11 protein-coding genes are annotated in these 17,381 nt (G+C 63.7%); 3 read left to right on the forward strand and 8 right to left on the reverse strand.

The window, feature by feature from the left end:
• Window positions 1–49: 49 nt before the first annotated feature.
• The 8 genes from FYJ68_RS06600 to FYJ68_RS06635 form a co-directional block, all read right to left on the reverse strand.
• Entirely contained in the window at window positions 50–646 is a 597-nt protein-coding gene (locus tag FYJ68_RS06600; RefSeq protein ID WP_154435242.1) for a sortase family protein, read from the reverse strand.
• Entirely contained in the window at window positions 646–1,650 is a 1,005-nt protein-coding gene (locus tag FYJ68_RS10490; protein WP_154435244.1) for a Cna B-type domain-containing protein, read from the reverse strand. Before FYJ68_RS10490 ends, FYJ68_RS06600 begins: the two co-directional genes overlap by 1 nt.
• On the reverse strand, window positions 1,647–2,519 hold the full coding sequence (locus FYJ68_RS06610; protein WP_154435246.1) for a class C sortase: 873 nt from the start codon (window positions 2,517–2,519) through the stop codon (window positions 1,647–1,649). Before FYJ68_RS06610 ends, FYJ68_RS10490 begins: the two co-directional genes overlap by 4 nt.
• Window positions 2,520–2,591: 72 nt before the next feature.
• On the reverse strand, window positions 2,592–4,169 hold the full coding sequence (locus FYJ68_RS06615) for a SpaA isopeptide-forming pilin-related protein (protein WP_154435248.1): 1,578 nt from the start codon (window positions 4,167–4,169) through the stop codon (window positions 2,592–2,594).
• Window positions 4,170–4,340: 171 nt separating this feature from the next.
• A complete protein-coding gene (lepB, locus tag FYJ68_RS06620; RefSeq protein WP_326832255.1) occupies window positions 4,341–4,913 on the reverse strand; it encodes a signal peptidase I in 573 nt (190 codons plus the stop codon).
• 56 nt (window positions 4,914–4,969) lie between these two features.
• Window positions 4,970–5,584 (reverse strand): hypothetical protein, encoded by a 615-nt coding sequence (locus FYJ68_RS06625; RefSeq protein ID WP_154435252.1) that lies wholly within the window; start codon window positions 5,582–5,584, stop codon window positions 4,970–4,972.
• A 760-nt stretch (window positions 5,585–6,344) separates the two neighbouring features.
• Window positions 6,345–6,980 carry a histidine phosphatase family protein gene (locus FYJ68_RS06630; RefSeq protein WP_154435254.1) on the reverse strand — a complete coding sequence of 212 codons (636 nt, stop codon included), beginning with the start codon at window positions 6,978–6,980 and terminating at the stop codon, window positions 6,345–6,347.
• A 638-nt stretch (window positions 6,981–7,618) separates the two neighbouring features.
• A complete protein-coding gene (locus tag FYJ68_RS06635) occupies window positions 7,619–10,618 on the reverse strand; it encodes a CocE/NonD family hydrolase (protein ID WP_154435256.1) in 3,000 nt (999 codons plus the stop codon).
• 970 nt (window positions 10,619–11,588) lie between these two features.
• Here FYJ68_RS06635 and FYJ68_RS06640 point away from each other — a divergent pair.
• The 3 genes from FYJ68_RS06640 to FYJ68_RS06650 all read left to right on the forward strand — a co-directional run bounded on the left by FYJ68_RS06640 (window position 11,589) and on the right by FYJ68_RS06650 (window position 17,300).
• Window positions 11,589–13,304: a DUF438 domain-containing protein gene (locus FYJ68_RS06640; RefSeq protein ID WP_154435258.1), complete on the forward strand. Its 1,716-nt coding sequence runs from the start codon at window positions 11,589–11,591 to the stop codon at window positions 13,302–13,304.
• A 46-nt stretch (window positions 13,305–13,350) separates the two neighbouring features.
• A complete protein-coding gene (locus FYJ68_RS06645; RefSeq protein ID WP_229772082.1) occupies window positions 13,351–13,959 on the forward strand; it encodes a uracil-DNA glycosylase family protein in 609 nt (202 codons plus the stop codon).
• A 902-nt stretch (window positions 13,960–14,861) separates the two neighbouring features.
• A complete protein-coding gene (locus FYJ68_RS06650; protein ID WP_154435262.1) occupies window positions 14,862–17,300 on the forward strand; it encodes a C69 family dipeptidase in 2,439 nt (812 codons plus the stop codon).
• Window positions 17,301–17,381 lie beyond the last annotated feature (81 nt).

The raw sequence follows: 17,381 nt of genomic DNA on the forward strand, positions 1-17,381 counted from the left end.
TATCCTCGAATCGTCGCCTTGACCGCGCGCGCTGCTTGCAAGCCTCCCGTCAGGAGGACTGTGAGCAACCCACCCAGTGCCTGCCCCCAAACTGCCCCTCGTAGTAGACGAGGAGGTCAAAGTGGTCGTCGAACTCCTGGCTCGTCACGCCGGAGTCCGCCACCCTGTACGTCCTCGTGGCACCATCAACCTGGGTAAAGGTGACCTCGTCGCCCTTGGCGAGGGAGCCAAGGGCAGATGCGCCCTGGTGCCAGGGCTGGCAGCGCACAACCAGCTCGTTTCCGTTGCCCTGCTCCAGGCACGGGACCGTGGCGGAATCCGTTCCCAGCGCCGCGACCGGCAGGTCAAGCGAAATGTCCTTGGCCGTGAGCCTGCCCACCACGTCCACGCCCCTCAGCTGGAGCACGGGGAGCGATGCCGGGTCGTCCTCCGAGGCCTCGCCCGGCGCGGGCACCAGCTGGTCGAGCGACCACAAGATCGCCTCGCACGTGGCGGTGCCCTCGCTCCGCTCCGTCGCTGCCTGCGCCACGCCGTGTACGCAGACCAGGAGTCCGCAGGCGAGAAGCGCCAGCCCTGCCAGCAGGGCGAGCCTCCAGCGAGGGGTGCGGCCCCTCTCGTCTCCCATCTGTGCCAGCCTGCCGGACACTAGCGCTCCCCCTCCCTGCGACGGCAGCGCAGGCCCACCAGCACGAGTGCCGCACCCGCGCAGAGGAGAACCGCCGGCAGCACCAGCGAGGTCTGGTCACCCGTCTTGGGCAGGTGGGATGTGTCGCCCTTGGGGCTTCCCTTGGGGTTCTGCCCACCCTTGGAGTTGGTGACCTGGAAGGTGCTTCCGGCCGTCTTATCCGATCCCGCCTTGGCCTTGGCAACCGTGACGGAGAAGGTATAGCCGCTCGGCACGCCCACCTCGCGCACGGACCAGCTCCCGCTGCCGTCCCACGAGAACGTCCAGTTGTTGTCCGCGCTCAGCGTGACCTCGCGGTAGAGCTTGGTCCCGTTGTAGATGCGAACCCTAACCGACGCGGGGCGGCCCTGCGCCGTGTCGCCCCTCCACAGTTTGGTAACACTGTTGTGGGGGGCCTCCACCGGCGTGACCTCGAACTTTGCATTCACCGTGCAGTCGGTGGCGTAGGTCCAGCCGTCGATGCGCGGCACGATCACCAGGTTGGGCAGCGCGGTGTAGGTTGAGCCGCCCACCGTCGCCACGTCAGCGCACAGCAGGTACATGCCCGGCTCCAGGCCCTGGTAGTGTGCCGTGCCGCCGGACGCGGTGGCAACCCTCTCGCCAAACGCCTTGGGGCTTGCGACCACGTAGCCCTGCAGGCTCTGCGCAGCCTTGGCGAGCGTGGTGGCATCGGTCTTCTCGTTAAACGTGGTGGGGTCGATCCCCGTCTGGCTCACGGCGTCCGCCAGCTGCGGGACAAGGGTCAGGCTGCCGTCCCCCGCCATGGTCGCCAGGCGGTACAGGCGGAAGGTCTGCCCGTCCGCGGGGCACTTCTCCACCGTAAGCGAGCAGGTGGTGCCGTCGGCGATCCGCTGCGCAGCCCCGGCCTGGGTCGCGGGTGCCACCGCAAGCGTGGCGATCATCGCGACGATGGCGAGAAGGGCCAGCCCCAGCGCCCCATGCCGTCTACCCTGTGTGCGTGTCACTTCTCCGCTCCCTCTTCCAGGCCCGACCCTCCGAGCGACCTGCCATTTCCGCGCCTACCTGCACGGGCGACCTCCCGCACCAGCAGCGCCACCGCCAGCACCACCACGGTGATGGCCGCGGCAACTATCGCCGGGCTCACCTGGACCATGTCGCCGTCCGCGACCGCAGCCCCCTGGTTGGGAACGCGGTGTCCGCGCACGAGCAGCCGATGGGTGTTGACCCCATACGGCGTGCACGTGACCAGCGTGCAGTAGTCCTGGCCGTCGTCTATGGCAAGGTCGTCCAGCTCGTCGGGCAGTACGACCCGTATCTGGTCCACCTGATACGTCAGCGTCTTTCCAAGGACATTGAGCATGAAGAGGTCTCCCTCGCGCAGCTGGTCAATGTCCGTGAAGAGGCGCGCGGACGGAAGCCCGCGGTGGCCGCTTATCACGCAGTGGGTGCCCTGACCGCCCACCGGCAGGGACGACCCGGGGATGTGACCGATGGCGATCTGCAGCACCGTCGCGTCCGTCCCGTGATAGATGGGGAGCGAGACGCTGATCTTGGGTATCTCCACGTAGCCCATGATCCCGGTGCCGGTCACGTCCAGGGTCTTCTCGTATTTGGCGCGCTCCTCGTCCGAAAGGTTGAAGCGGCTCTCGTCGTGGGGGAGAGACGCGTTGTACGCGACCGCGTCGTCCCACAGCTGCTTGTTGCGCTCCGCCGAGTTGTCGCTCACGGCCTTCTCGTACGTGGCGATGGCCTGCGTCTGGTGCATGGAGTTCCACCAGTCGCTCACAGACGGATAGAGCATCATCCCCAGGCCAGCAAGGAGGACGCAGACGAGAAGAATCTCGGGCACGTGCGTCCTGAGCCACCTTCCCATGCTGCGCCTCCTCCCCCGTGCCTGCGGGGCGGCCCGGCGGGACCGCCCCTGGAGCGTGATTCCTACCTGGAGCTATGCGTTCTGACGCTTGTTGTGGCGAATCGCGAGGCCAACGCACGCGACCACCGCGAGGACGGCGCCGCCCACGTAGAGCACCGTGGTGCCCATGCCGCCCGTGGAGGGCAGGATGGAGCCGGAGTTGTTCTGGATGGTGGTGGTAAGGGAGCCGTCGGCAACACTTGGCGTGAACTCGGCGGTGCCGCCCGTTACGTCTCCACTCAGTCCCTTGAGCGTCTGGGCATCATCGTCCGTGGTGCTCTGAATCGTGAACAGGACGTCAGCCATTGTGTTGTAGCCCTTGGGGGTCGTGGTCTCCACGAGCTTATAGTTACCCTCGTCGAGTCCCTTGAAGGTGAACGTGGTCCCCTTCTCGACGGTCTTGAGGTCAACGCCGTCCACCTGGGTGGGGACCTCCTTGTACGTGCCATCGCTCCTGTCGAGCTTGTACAGGGTGAAGTCGGCGCCCGAGAGGGGGTTCTGGGCCTCGTTGACCTTCTTCACAACGAGCTTGTAGGTGAAGACCTTGGTGGTGTGGTCGGGGGTCGTGCCCTTGGAATCCTTGTTGTTGGGGTTGTTGGAGAACGTGATGTGACTCGTGTTCACGTTACCCGCAGAGCCGATGTTGGCTCCCGTGAGAAGCTCGGCGGTGTATTCGACTGAGATGTCATCGCCCGGGTGCACGATGGGGGTACCGTGCTCGTCCACGATCTTCTTCAGGTCGTTGAGGACGACCTTGAAGGAGCCATCGTTCTGTGTCAGCGTGTAGTCGGCGGCGTTGAGCTGTTTCCCCTTAACGAAGACCTTGACGTTCTGGGCCACACCCAGCTGGTCCGGGTTGTAGGTATCGTCGAACTCGAAGTGGTAGGTGTCGTAGTCGCCGTAGTCGGCAGCAACCTGGCCGGTAAGCTGGAAGGGGACCTGGTCGCCCATGTCGTAGTCAGCGACACTCCTCCAGCCAGCCTTCTCCTCGGCGGTGTCCGCGACGGAGTCGTTGGTCTCCTTCACGTGCTTGTTAGAGGTCGTGGTGGAGTCCTTGGCAGTAATCGTCACGTCCCCGCCGGCGACCTCGAGCATGAACTTAGAGTAGGTGTTGCCGTTGGAGAGGCTCTCGGTCACGTCCTTGATGAAGTAGTAGCCGTCGGAGTCAACGGTGATCTTGTCGGTCTTCTGGCCATTATCCACCGTGCTGTACTTGGTAGTCGTAAGGTGCTTCGCCACGACCTTAGCGAGGACCTCTGCATTGGCCGACCCGCTCGTTATGCCAGCCATGGCGGCAGCCGCCGTGGGGGCATCGGTCGCCTGATCGAAGGACCCTCCGATGGTGGAGTCTGCCTTGAGGTCCCTGAGGAGGGCGTCTCCGTCGACGCCAGAGCCCCAGGTGATGCCGGTGAGCTGCTTGCTGTTGCTGTCGTAGGTGCCCTTGAAGACCTGATAGGCCTCGTAGGTGTGGCTTGCCTGCTGACCATTGGGTTCGTTGATGGTGATGGTGTGCTGCGTCTCCGCAAGCGCGGCCGGGGCGAGCGCAAACGCCATCGCAACCGACGCGAGTGCCGCGACGATCCCCGTGAGCATCTTGCCCAGGTGTTTCATTGCTGCTTCCTTTCTCTCCTAGTCCCTGCGGCTCTCGTCCGCCGCCCTTTTTCTTCCGAGACCCGCGCTATGGGTCGGGACCTCTGGGACGCCACATGGGGAACCTCCATTTCGTATGACTTGCGCACTTGCATTCGGCTCTTGACTGGGTGCCAGCGACTACCGGCTGGATCAGGCGACCGACCCCACGTTTGTGAGGGGCCACACGCGCACGGCGAGCCTCCCCACGATCTGGTCCTGCGGTATACAGCCCACCTGCGTGAGGCGGGAGTCCACCGAGACGGAGCGCTTATCGCCCATCACGAAGTAGGTGTCCTCAGGCACCTGGTACGGAAGGCTGATGTCGCACTGCCCCAGGCTCTTGGCACCAGGCTGGAGGTAGGGCTCGTCCAGCGACTCTCCGTTGATGCTCACGTTGCCGTCGGAGTCGATGTCCACCCAGTCGCCGGGAAGTCCGATGACGCGCTTGGTAAGCAGCTTGTTGTTGTACGAGAAGGCGATGAGATCGCCGCGGCCGAAGGAGCCCACCTTTGTGGCGACCACGATGTCGCCCTCGTTGAGCGTGGGGGTCATGGACGAGCCGTAGATCCTGAATGTGGGCAGCACGAAGGTAGAGACCAGCACGGATGCGGCGAACACGGCGGCAACCGCAAACGCGGCGTTGCGCCTGAGCGTGTGGTTGTGCCGGATGCCCTCGGAGCGCTGGAGCTCGCGGTCAACCTCGTCGACGGTGGGAAGCCGCACGTGCCGCGGCTCCTCCGACGACCCCGCACTCCGAGGATTGTCGTGCCTCTCCCCGCTCAACGCAGGTCTCCTCCCTCATTTGAGGCAAAGTCTTCCAACGCACCAGCCAAGGGGCTCGCGCCTAGCGATTGCCTCTCGGCTTGCATGGCATCAGTTGGGACCTGAGTCGCTTCCGCGCTCAGGTCCTGGGCGAGCCGCTCAGACTCCCCCTTTAATCCACTTGGGTCGTGCTGACTGGATTGGTGGTCTCGACCGTCCTGGCAGAGATGCCTAGGCCCTGATGAGGGACCCTCCGAGACCTTGTTCATCGCGACGTTATAGCCGTACAGGTCGATGGCGCGCTGCGCGTCCACGAACACGCCAGCAAGCCTGAGGGACGCCTCGGCGAGCGACTCCGAATCCTCGACCTGGATGCGGCGGTCCTCAAGTTTGCGCTCCGCCTGCTCAGCGCGCTCGGTTGTCTCGTCCAGCTGTGTGCGCAGGCGCTCGTTCTCCTCCATGGCATCACGCAGGAGCTGAAGCAGCTGCACGCGGTCGAGCTTGCGGAGGTCGAGGTCGTCGTCCGACGCGGGGTCGGCGGAAGCGCCCTCGGCACCCTTGCGGGCCTTTGCCTTACGCTTGCCCTTTGCCTTGAGCTTGGGAGCGTTGTGGGTTGCGTCCGGCTTGCCCATGTTCGCGCTCTCCTCTAGGTACGCGGCAGGAGTCCGTAGTTCCTCGGCGGCACGGGACATCCCGTCAGAGGGAGCAGACCCATTGGCTTCGTATTTCGCAACCCTGCCGACGGATGGGCGTGGCACGAGGACGAGAAGGGCTCCGACGCCGAAGCCAGCTGCAAACAGCCCGAGAACGGTGGGACCCATGCCTAGGGGCATGTCTCCTCCCTTCCTCGTCAGCTCCTAAACGCGCGTACCGTCTTCAAAGCGGCACATCCTGCAGGCCCCAAGTGGTTTGGACAAATGGACTAGTTTCCCCTGTGACCAAACAGGTTTTGTTAGTAATCCTGAAGACTACGACAAGCTTCCCAAAAAGGGAACCCATCATCTCTTACATATTTGGAAAAATGTTTGGCAGTATTTGAGTGCTAATTGCTAGTGTCGTGTGCTAATTATCAATTTTGGTCAATTTTTCCCATTGATGTCGTAGGCACTAGTTAAGGCATTCTTTGGTTATGTTGTTCAACCAAGTTGCCGATATGCAAGACCTCTCCGTGTGTGCAGGACGCACGTTTTGCGTAGTCAGGTTACCGAGACGGGAATCGGGTCCCATGGATCCACCATACTCGCTGGCAGGATGCTCAAGCGTCGAGCAAGACGCACGGATGTCCAGCCTGCTCGGTAAGCCCCGCAAAGAGCGATGACCTCACCAGGAACGAACCCCGCGACCGGCACCACCGACAACGCCCGCTCGGTCATCTGCCCACACGTCCGTGCGCTAGCGCGACGGGTACCGCTCGACGAAGCGCTCAGCCGTCACGGGGAGTTCGGCGAGCGTGAAGCGGCCACTCTCCCCCACGATCACCGCGATTCCCGCGTTGGGGGTCTTGATGGTCTCGCTCATGAGCTTGCGGCACAGTCGGCTCGCGGGATAGTACTCGAGCAGCACGTATCTAAAGAACGCCCCATGGCACACCACGAGCACGTTGTCGCCGTCCGCCGCCTGATCGAACATCTGCCCGAACGCGCTGCGGACCCGGCCACGCACCTGCTCGCCCGTCTCTCCTCCGTAGGGGGAAAAGTCCTGCCGAACGAAGCAGCGCGCGAACTTGAGCCTGTTGCCAGCATACGGTTTTCCATCGAGGTCACCGAAGTCGAACTCACGCAAGTCGTCGAGGGGCTCGGCCTCCATGCCGCGCCCTGCGGTCACGATGCGGGCGGTCTCCATCGCGCGACCCAGCGGGGAGCTGTAGCAGCGGGAAAGGGGGATGGGCGCGAGGGCGCGCGCGGTGGCCTCGATCGCGGGGATGGACTCGTGGACCAGGGGCGCGTCAACGCGACCGCCCTGGATGATTCCGTCGCGGTTATACTCGGTCCGCCCGTGACGGACGTAGTAGAACGTGACCCGCTTCATGACTTGCTTGCACCTCTTCCCTGCCGCCGGCCGAGATATGACTATACGGCACGCGGTCGTGACTGACGAGGCTGGCCACGTCGGCGGTGGGGGGGTTCGCGGTATTTTCGGCCTGCGATGGGGTCGTCGGCGGATGCCTGCTGAGAAAAGTCGAGTATTGGCAATCGGAGGGGAGTTTCAGCTGAGGAAAACCGAGTATTGGCAATGAATGGGGCGGTCCTGGGCGCTCTGCCTGCCAATACCCGACATTCCTCAGCGCTCAACGACTCCCCAATTGCCAATACTCGATTTTCCTCAGCACCCCTCGCGCCCAAAGGCGTACAGAAGCTGCCACAACTCAAGTTTTCTAAGCACCTCGCCCGCTCTCTCGCCCAACAGGATTGCCACAACATAGATTTGCTAAGCAGCCACGTCACCGAATGGAAGCCGTGGCCCGACTCCAGCCAGGAACGATACTTTGCGACCGTTATTTTCGTCTTACGGCATGAATTCCGTCCGGGAATACGGCCGTGTCTATATGCGATTGTTGCGGCAAACGCCTCCTTTGCACCGCACGGTGTCAGAAGCGATCGAGGAAAAAGGGGCCCGGACTGGCATCCCAGTCCGGGCCCCGATGGTCGATGGGGTTCGTCCTCTCCCTAGCGGCGACGCCTGCGGGCGCGCACGCCGAGCGCGACCGAGCCTGCGCCAAGCCCAGCCAGCGCGACGCACGCGGCTAGGCTGGTGGGATCGGAGGTCTTGGGCAGGAGGCCAGTGCCCTTGGCCGCCTTGCCACCCGTGGTGGTCTTGGCGGGAGCGTTGCCGTTGTTCTCGTCCTCGGCACCGCCCTCGTTGTGGTTGGGGTTGCTGTTGATGTTGGGGTTGTCCGTGGTGCCACCGTTGTTGTTGCCGGAGTTCCCATTGTCGGGCTTGCTTGCGGTGGGCAGGTAGCCTGCCGTGAGGCTGCCGTCGAACCCGTTGGTCGGGATACTCGCGCTGACCGAGGCGGCGTTGATATCAAACGTGTAGTTGCCGTCGTGGCTCACGTACTCCTGGTCGTAGGGCAGGAGGACGAGCGCAATGCGGTGCCCCTGCGCCACCGTGTAGACGTTGGGCTGCAGGTACAGGGTGTAGCTGTTGTACTTGCCCTTCTCGAGCTTGATGGAGCCACTGGCGGTCTGGCTCTCGAATCCGCTCTGGGGGTTGGCGAGGTCGACCCAGCCGCGCTCGATAACCTTGGCCTTGGTGGGAGTGGCGGAGAACTGCTTAACATCGATGATGTCCAGGCCGCACGCCATGAAGTAGTCGTTGGCCTTAACAGTCTGAACGGGCACCTTGCCCCAGCGGCTGCTGGTGGAGTCGTAGGCACCAAAGTCCTGGTCGGACACGTCGAGCAGCATCGCGGTCACAGGCATGTTGTCGGATTCCGGCGTGGTGGCTGCGCTGCGGGGAGAGGCGCCGTCCTTCTCGCCCATGACATCCCCAAACGCGGCGTCGAACTTCACGCTCACGGTGCCCTTGATGGTCACGTCCTGGTCGAGCGCCGGGGTGACGAAGGTGGCGTTGACGGGGCTGGAGGCGTTGGCGACCTTCTCGTGGAACGGACGCCAGGAGTCGGGCGAGGACGCGTCCAGGGTCAGGCCCGCGCCAGCGTAGTCGGAGCTAAGCGAGATGGTGTCCCTGTCGGCGGAAGTGCCCAGCTTAAGCGCCGTGTTGGTGGAGTAGCTGTCGTACGCGTTCCACACGTTGGCGTCAAGGTTGCTCTGAGCAAGGACCTCGGACATGTCCTGGGCACCGTTGTCCAGGTCATACAGGTAGTGCGTGAACCAGCGGTTGAGCAGATCGTCGTAGCTCTGGTCACCGGTCATGACCAGGTAGCTGTTGTTGGAGTTGGGAGTCATGTGCGCACCCTGGTGGAGGAGGAGCTTGGTGTTGACCCCCGCCGCCTTGAGGCTGCGATACATCATCTCGAAGTGCTTGGTGGTCACGTTCTGGTCGTTGAGGCCGTGAACGACAAGGGCGGGGCACTTGAAGTTGTTGTTGTTGCCCACCGTGTAGTCGCGGTTTGCCCACACGTCGGAGTAGTCCGACCCGCCACGCAGCGTGTCGTCCTGGAGCTGGTGCAGGTAGTTGCCGTAGCCCTTCTCGATGGTCTCCCAGTCGTCATGGTCGATGTAGCGGCCGGCGCAGTAGACCGCGAGCGAGCTCAGCTGGTCTCCGGGGAAGTCGGAGGTCCTGGTGCCCTGGCAGTTGTAGTAGTCGTACCAGCTGGCGATGCCCGATACGGGGACGATGGTCTTGAGGCCCTCGACGCCGGTCTGCGCGAGGCCGAAGTCGGTGGTGCCGCCATAGGAGCGACCGGTCATGCCCACGTTGCCGTTGGACCAGTCGGCGGAGAGCTGGCAGGTGCCCTCGCGATCGGCGAAGCCCTGCCTATCGCCGTGGAGCCACTCGATCACGCACTTGAATGCGTCGATCTCGACGTCGGAGCCGCAGGTCTCGAAGCCGTCGGAGCCGCGGGTACCCAGGCCGGCCGCCTCGACGACCGCATAGCCGCGGCAGAGGTAGTAGTCGTACCAGTCAAGCGTCTCGTAGTCCATGAACGGATCGGTGAGGTTGCCCTTGTCGTCGTAGCCGGACTCGTAGGGGCTGACGTAGTACCACTCGGAGGACTTTGCCTTGGCGGCAGCCTCCATGGTGGTGGTGGAGCTGCTCGGCACGTGCGCCGCCCCCTTGTTGTGGAGCTTGGCCATGTCGTAGCCGTCGCCGCCGGGGACCTCGGAGATATCACCGAACGGGGTGCAGCCAGAGATGTAGGGGCGCGCCTCGAAGATGGTGGCCGCCTTGTAGTCGCCGCGGGCGGCGGCGCGCGGGAGCTGGACCACGGCCTTAACCATGTCCTGCTTGCCGTCGCCGTCCGTGTCGTAGTTGGTCTCGACCCACACGCTGTAGCGGATAATGTTGGAGTCGGCGTTGGAGTACTTGTCCTCCTCCACCGCGCCAGTGGTGAAGGGGAAGATGGGCTGCGCCATGCCGTTGAGGAAGAGGGGCTTCTTCACCTGAGCGTGGGCGGCGGCCTTGAACGTGTTGACCGTCTCCCTCATCTTGAGGAACTGTTTGCCCGTGCATGGGGCGGAGAGGTCCGTGCCGTAGTCCACGATGCCCATGTTAATGGCAAGGCCGCGGTTGTCCTCGGGCTTGTATCCGGTGAGGTCCTCGCCAAGGTTCACGCTGCCGATTACGGCGTCGATTGCGGTTCCCAGAGTCGCCTGCTGCTGGTCGTCACCCTCCGCGGGCTGCTGGCCAAGGGCGGACTTGAGCTGCGCGACGGTAATGGGGTCGTCGGTCGCGGCGATGTCTGAGGTGGGCGCGGGGACCTCCGCCTCGGGCTCGCTGGCGTCGGCGGCAGGCTGGCTGCCGGCGGAATCGGCCTGGGGCTGAGAGGCGTCGTTGCTCTCCCCCGCCGCCTTGGACTCTGGGGCTGCCGAGCTGTCGTTAGCCTGCTCCCCCTGGGTGGCCTCGTCCTGCTGGCCCGCCTGCTCCGCCAGGACGGCCTGCGTCTCCGCGATTGCCCGGACGGGCATTCCCGCGAAGCCAAGGCTCAGGCTCAGCGCGACGCTGAGCAAGAGACGCAGCCTCTCGGCATACTTCTTGCGCATTCTCTCCTCCTAAAACGTTGACGAAATAGTACGGAAACACACAGGTCTGAGTCTAACAAAGGAGTGAGTTTTACCATTTCATAGCCTGTTTACATTCGCTGAGCGGAGATTCTTCTGAGGTTGTTATGCTGTAATCTGTATGCAACCTTATGATTGTTTCAGGCATTTTCCAGACATTTATGCATTTGGATGTCTAGCTGTTCCTCCGCGTCGTTTCTGGCGAGCGGCTTGCCACTCAAGGAGCCACGAGACCACGCGCGCGGCCCAACGCGTATCCGACGGCCACCTAATGCACCCCATCAGGGATAGCCCCGTTTTGTGCTGCCAAAAACAATTCGAGGACACGGCACCAGCCACCGGCGCCCCTCTCTCAGACGCAAAGACATCTGCGGCTTTGGCCGGGAAACTATTGCAGGCCGAACGCCCACTTAAACAAATGTAGGGAGATGGTCGATTCCAAAGTCGATCCGCCCTCTGGCCTAACACGCAACGTACGATTTCGTTGGTGATGGGGCGGAGCGACCCTTCCCCCGCTTCGTCCCTCGCCGCTTCCCCGCGTCGCCGTGGCAAGTCTCACTTGATTCCGAACTTCGTAAGGATTGCCACGCTCGGTCGTGTCCTCAACCGCTGCAAATCTCATCGGCCCCGATCCCAGCAGAGCCCCCGGTGGGGTGATGCGCCCAGGAGGTACTTCGGCGCGCCCGGACATTCGGGCTGGAGAGCCCCCTCCCGCCAAGGAGTCTCGTAAGGATTGGCGCGTTTAGGAAGGGTCTAAACGCGCCTAATTTTACTGGATGCCAGTTTTGTTGTAATCACAACAGTTTGCCACGGCTAATCTCACTAGGATTCTTGCCAAACAGGGGGCGCATGCAAGACAAGGCCACCACGCCTGGACCCGTTTTGCCCAAACGCGCCCCAACCGCGAACAACGCGGGCGCGCAGCCCGTCACGACAGAACAGGGAGGCTCACATGCCGCAAGAACTCGACCTCAGCAGGAGCGTCCACGACCTCGCCAGCCAGAACCCCGGCTTCACGCAGGTGATGGCCAGCATCGGCTTCACCGACATCACCAAGCCCGCCGCGCTCGAGACCGTCGGGCGGGTCATGACCGTGCCCAGGGGCTGCGCCATCAAGGGCATTAGCCTGGACGACGCCGTGAGGGCGTTCGAGGACGCCGGCTTCACGGTGGTGAACGCGGGCGAACGTGGCGGCGAGGCGTCAGGCGCCACCCCTTCCACCACAGGCGAGAAGCCCGCGGGCACCTCCGCAGAATCCGCCTCCGCTGGCAGCGCGGCAGACCCGGCTGCGGCCCAGGACGACGCGGCGCCAACGGAATCGGCATCAGCAGCTCCTGCGCCCACGTCCCTCTCCCCCAGTCCCTCGGACGCCGCGTCCCACAACGCTCCTGCCACGGGCGAGAAGGTCGAGGGCCTGGACGAGGCCGGTCGCGCCAAGCTGCTGGAGAGCTATGTGGCCAGGCTCTCGGCAGGCGAGCGGCTGGAGTCGGTTCGCGCTGACTTTGTGGCAAACTTCGCGGACGTCGACGCGGGAGAGATCGCACGCGCGGAGCAGTCGCTGATCGAGGGCGGCGCCAGGATCGACGACGTGCAGCGCCTGTGCGACGTCCACTCCGCCCTGTTCCACGGCTCCACGCGCGAGGAGCGCATCGCCAACGCCGAGGAGGCGGTGATGGGGTCGCTCGCCAGCGGATCGGGCGCGGACGACTTCAAGACCAAGGTCCTCTCCGCCATCCCCGGCCACCCCGTCCACGTGCTTGCGGCGGAGAACGAGGCAATCGCAAGCCAGTCGACACGCACCCGCAAGGCACTTGGGACCGATGCCGCCACAGACGAGCTGCGCACGCTGTCGGCCCTAGGAATCCACTACGCCAAGAAGGGCGACCTAATCTACCCCATCCTAAAGCTGCGCCACGGCTACTCCGGCCCCTCCGACGTCATGTGGGGCGTGGACGACGAGATCCGCGCGGAGCTGGGCTCGCTGCTTGCCGCCAGCGAGCGCGACGCAAGCTGGCTCGAGCGCGCGAACGCCCTGCTCACACGCATTGACGAGATGACCTACAAGGAGGCGAACATCCTGCTCCCGCTGTGCGCCCAGAACCTCACGGACGACGAGTGGCTGCAGATGTACGTCGACATGAGGGGGTACGACCTGTGCCTGATCAAGGACGCGGGAACCTGGCAGACGGGTGAGAGGTACCTGACGCAGTGGTCCAAGGCGGCCGAGGGTGGCATGGGCGTCTCGCCTGCCAGCGACTCCGACGGCGTTGCGACGCCCGGCGAGGTCCGCCTGGCATCGGGAAGCCTGACCGTGGCGCAGCTGGACGCGATGCTCAACACGCTGCCGCTCGAGGTCACGTTTGTGGACGGCGACGACATCAACCGCTACTGGAACGACGACGGAGAGAAGAAGCTCTTCAAGCGTCCGCCCTCGGCGCTGGGCCGCGAGGTCTGGTCGTGCCACCCGCCCAAGATTCAGCCAATGGTGCGCTCGGTGATCCAGACGCTCCGGAGCGGGAGCCAGGACTCGGTTGACGTGTGGATGCAGAAGGAGGGCGAGCCCGTGCTGGTGCGGTACATGGCCGTGCGCGACCGCTCGGGCGCCTACCTTGGGACCCTGGAAGTGGTCCAGCGCATGGGCTTTGCGAGGGACCACTTTGGGGCATAGCCGCCTACGATAACGTGCGGCAAGCCAAGCGAGAGAAGAGATGGCAATGGATGAGCAGGAGGCCCCCGACCTGGGGCAGGAGTTTGCGGACGTGTTCCAGGCGATCCGCAACGACGAGCAGAACCGCGACTACACGGAGCGGGGCATTGACCCGTTGTTCACGGCGGGGTCGCACGCGCGCATCGTGATCGTGGGGCAGGCGCCGGGGCGCATCGCCCAGGACACGCGCATCCCCTGGAACGACAAGAGCGGCGACCGGCTGCGCGACTGGCTGGGCATCGACCGCAAGACCTTCTACGACCCGCAGCGCGTCTCCATCATGCCCATGGACTTCTACTTCCCCGGTGCGGGGAAGTCGGGAGACCTTCCGCCGCGGAAGGGGTTTGCCGAGAAGTGGCATCCCGTCCTTCTCGCCCGCATGCCCGAGGTGCGCCTGACCGTGCTGGTGGGCAACTACGCCACACGCAGGTACCTGCACCTGAGCAGCAAGGATCGCCTCACCGACGTGGTCCACGGCTACAGGGCCTACCTGCCCGAGTACTTCCCGCTCGTACACCCGTCGCCGCGCAACCAGATCTGGCTGCGCAAGAACCCCTGGTTTGAGGAGGACGTGCTCCCCGACCTGCGGAGCCGCGTCACCGAAGCGCTGCGGTAGGGATGCCTCACGCGCGTTCGCATTGCCGCGTATGCTTGAGCTCTCGCAGCCACGGCAGCCCCACGCATCTTAAGGAGAGCTCGCCACGCACGAACAGGTCCTCGCCCTCCCCTGCGGTCATACCACCTGCTACCTGGTAGTCGGTGTGACGGATACCCTCCTGGAAAGCCATCAGGAAACAAGCCCAAACAAGCAGCGCATTCCAAACCTCGAAGGGTTGGATTATGGGTCCGCCCGTCGGGTATGGTGTAGGTACACCAGCGATGCCCGTCCTCTGTTAAGGCTGATGTGGGCGGCGCAGGCGCATCGATTCGAAAAGCCCGGTTGCACCCCGGGCTTTTCTCATCTTCCTACGCTATCCGTTGCTGTGCTTATTCCTCCGCACGCACGCCGCTACAGACATGCCCATCACCGTGCAGCCAACGGAGACAAGCCCGGCGAATCTACCCGCAAGGCAACAGGCAAGAGGCCCGAGACTGCCGACGAAACGCGTCAAAGGGATGGTGCCGCACTTCTCATCTTAATGTAAAGTTTTACTCACTTTATTGCATATAGTGGTAATGGCTAGATTGGTTGACAATCGCACCTGACCATGTGACAAGCTCAAACTGAAACTAATCTATATGCAGAACTAAAGGTTTTCTAATCGTTGTTTCAGAGTGGGGGGGGCATCGTCAAACAATCCGTCTTAACGGGCTATTCTTGCGGACGTAACAGCAATTTACAGGCGAGATGAGCAACTTTTTCCGCCAACGGTAGTTATGCTGTTACCTGCAGGTATTCTGCATTAACTTTAAGTTAACCAGGATTAAACCCATTGAACCCAAAATATCCCAATCGCAGAATATGCATGTGTTGTTTTGTCCATATTATCCGTTTAAAGGGAGGAGACTGAAAGGGCTATGAGGCACTTCAGACTCGGGGGCGCCAAGAGGGCGTTCCTCAACTTTGGGAAGGCGGTGACCGTCGCCGCATCCATCATGGTGGCCATGCCCACAGCGGCCCTCGCCTGCACCCAGATCTACATGGGTCCGCAGACCACCGCTTCTGGCGACACCTACGTGGGCCGCTCGGAGGACTACTCCGACCGTCACTCCAAGGTGTTTGGCATCAAGCAGCCCCAGACCAACCCCACCTTCAGCTCTTACGAGAACTGGAACGACGGTGACTTTGTCTGGACCTACGAGGGCACCACGTACCGTTACACGTTCGTGCGCGACAGCCCCACCGGCTGGGACAACCACACGGATGCCTACGGCGAGGCGGGCACCAACGAGAAGGGTGTGAGCGTCTCCGCAACCGACACCGGCGACTACAACGACAAGGTCAAGGCCGTTGACCCAACCGGCGCCGACAAGGGCACCAACACCGGCCTGGGCGAGTACAACGCCGCTGACATCGTGCTGAGCTGTGCCTCCACCGCTCGCGAGGGCGTGGAGCTGCTTGGCAAGATCATCGACGAGAAGGGCGCCTACGACTGCAACTCCATCATCATCGCGGACGCCAACGAGACCTGGGACTTCTTCATGGTCTCTGGCACCCAGTGGTGCGCGGTCAACATGACCAAGGTCGCCCCCGACAAGGTCTCGGTCGACCCCAACATGGGCAACCTAAAGTACGATGTGAACCTGAGCGACACCAGCGTGTGCCTGCACTCCGCCAACCTGGAGGAGACCGCCAAGACCGCAGGCAGCGCCACGTACTTTGACGACGGGCAGCTGGACGTGGGCACCTCCTTCGGGCTGGCCGACCCCGGCGCGGCGCAGTACTCCCGCTACGTGCAGGCTCACCTGTACTTTGGCGACTCGCTGACCGAGGGCACCGACTACACCCTGGGCAAGGGCTCCGACGGCTGGTCCGGCGTCGCCACGCTGACCGACCCGCAGCTGTTCTTCACCCCCAGCGGCGACAAGATCAGCCTGTTCACCGCGCTTCGCTCCTACGCAACCCGCGGCGAGAACGTCTCTGGCCTCAACTCCAACGAGAACGCCAGCATCTGGCCCGTGGGTAACGACCACACCGTCGAGACCCACATGTTCGACATCCGCTCCGGGCTTGACTCCTCCATCGCCACCGTGCAGTGGGAGGCCCTGAGCCGCGCCGAGTTCAGCGTCGCGCTGCCCAGCTACTCCGCGCTCCTGACCCAGGTCGACACCACGATCTTCCCCGAGGACGACGCGAGCACCTGGAACACGCTCGACTCCACCTACAACGCCAACAACGACTACGAGCAGGATCTTGTCTCGTCCGCCCTCGCAGGCGACGTCAACGGCATGCCGCTCGACTACGTGCTGATGGACATCAACACGCTGGCGTTCCAGAACCGCTCCACCATGGCCTCCGGCACCCGCGCCTACCTGGACGCGCTGCAGAAGGAGATCATCGCCCAGCAGGAGGTCGTGGACGCCAAGATGCAGGCGACCGACGCCTCCGGCCGCACCGACCTGGCCAACAAGGCGTTTGACGTCGTGAGCAAGGCCACCTACGCCAAGCTGCAGACGCTCCTGACCGAGATGCGCGACTTCTACAACAACGGCCAGAAGAACGCAGATGGCTCCACCACCTTCACCCCGAGCGACTACGACGCGACCAACAAGACCCTCAAGGACCCGCTGCAGTACGCGTCCAAGGTCGTCGCGCCCACCATCACCACCCAGCCCGCGAGCGCCAGCTACGTACAGAAGGACGCCGCGACCGCACTGTCCGTCCAGGCGACCGAACCCGCCGGCACGAGCCTCTCGTACCAGTGGATGAAGTCCACCGACGGCGGCAAGACCTGGAAGAAGGTCTCGACGTCTGACACCTACACCCCCGCCACCACCGACGAGGGCGAGGCCCAGTACAAGGTCGTCGTGACCAACGAGGGCGGCCTCTCCACCGAGTCCGACGTGGCGACGATCAGCGTGTCCAAGCCCGTCGAGCCCGAGCCTGCCGGCTCCATGTACCGCCTGTACAACCCCAACTCCGGCGAGCACTTCTACACCGCAAGCTCCTACGAGGCGGGCTCGCTCGTGAAGGCCGGCTGGAGGTACGAGGGCATCGGCTGGATGGCGCCCACCAGCTCCAGCACCCCCGTGTACCGCCTGTACAACCCCAACGCGGGCGACCACCACTACACCACCAGCGCGGCCGAGAAGGACTCGCTGGTCAAGGCCGGCTGGAGGTACGAGGGCATCGGCTGGTACTCCGACGACGCCAAGGGCGAGCCCGTGTACCGCGAGTACAACCCCAACGCCAAGGCCGGCGCGCACAACTTCACGACCAACAAGGCAGAGGACGAGATGCTCGCCAACGCCGGCTGGAACCAGGAGGGAATCGCCTGGTACGGCGTGAAGCAGTAGCGAGGGTCACGGCGCAGGCCACGAACCCAAGCGAGGGGAGCCCCGCGGGCCGTCTGGCCCGCGGGGCTCCTATTTTGTGGG

Source organism: Olsenella porci (genome assembly GCF_009695875.1).
GTDB classification, from domain to species: Bacteria; Actinomycetota; Coriobacteriia; order Coriobacteriales; family Atopobiaceae; genus Olsenella_H; species Olsenella_H porci.

Excerpts from the sequence above, each read along its gene's own strand:
- FYJ68_RS06610 (WP_154435246.1), bottom strand. The coding sequence starts at position 2,519 with ATGGGAAGGTGGCTCAGGACGCACGTGCCCGAGATTCTTCTCGTCTGC.
- FYJ68_RS06615 (WP_154435248.1), bottom strand. The coding sequence starts at position 4,169 with ATGAAACACCTGGGCAAGATGCTCACGGGGATCGTCGCGGCACTCGCG.
- FYJ68_RS06625 (WP_154435252.1), bottom strand. The coding sequence starts at position 5,584 with ATGGGCAAGCCGGACGCAACCCACAACGCTCCCAAGCTCAAGGCAAAG.
- FYJ68_RS06630 (WP_154435254.1), bottom strand. The coding sequence starts at position 6,980 with ATGAAGCGGGTCACGTTCTACTACGTCCGTCACGGGCGGACCGAGTAT.
- FYJ68_RS06635 (WP_154435256.1), bottom strand. The coding sequence starts at position 10,618 with ATGCGCAAGAAGTATGCCGAGAGGCTGCGTCTCTTGCTCAGCGTCGCG.
- FYJ68_RS06640 (WP_154435258.1), top strand. The coding sequence starts at position 11,589 with ATGCCGCAAGAACTCGACCTCAGCAGGAGCGTCCACGACCTCGCCAGC.
- FYJ68_RS06645 (WP_229772082.1), top strand. The coding sequence starts at position 13,351 with ATGGATGAGCAGGAGGCCCCCGACCTGGGGCAGGAGTTTGCGGACGTG.
- FYJ68_RS06650 (WP_154435262.1), top strand. The coding sequence starts at position 14,862 with ATGAGGCACTTCAGACTCGGGGGCGCCAAGAGGGCGTTCCTCAACTTT.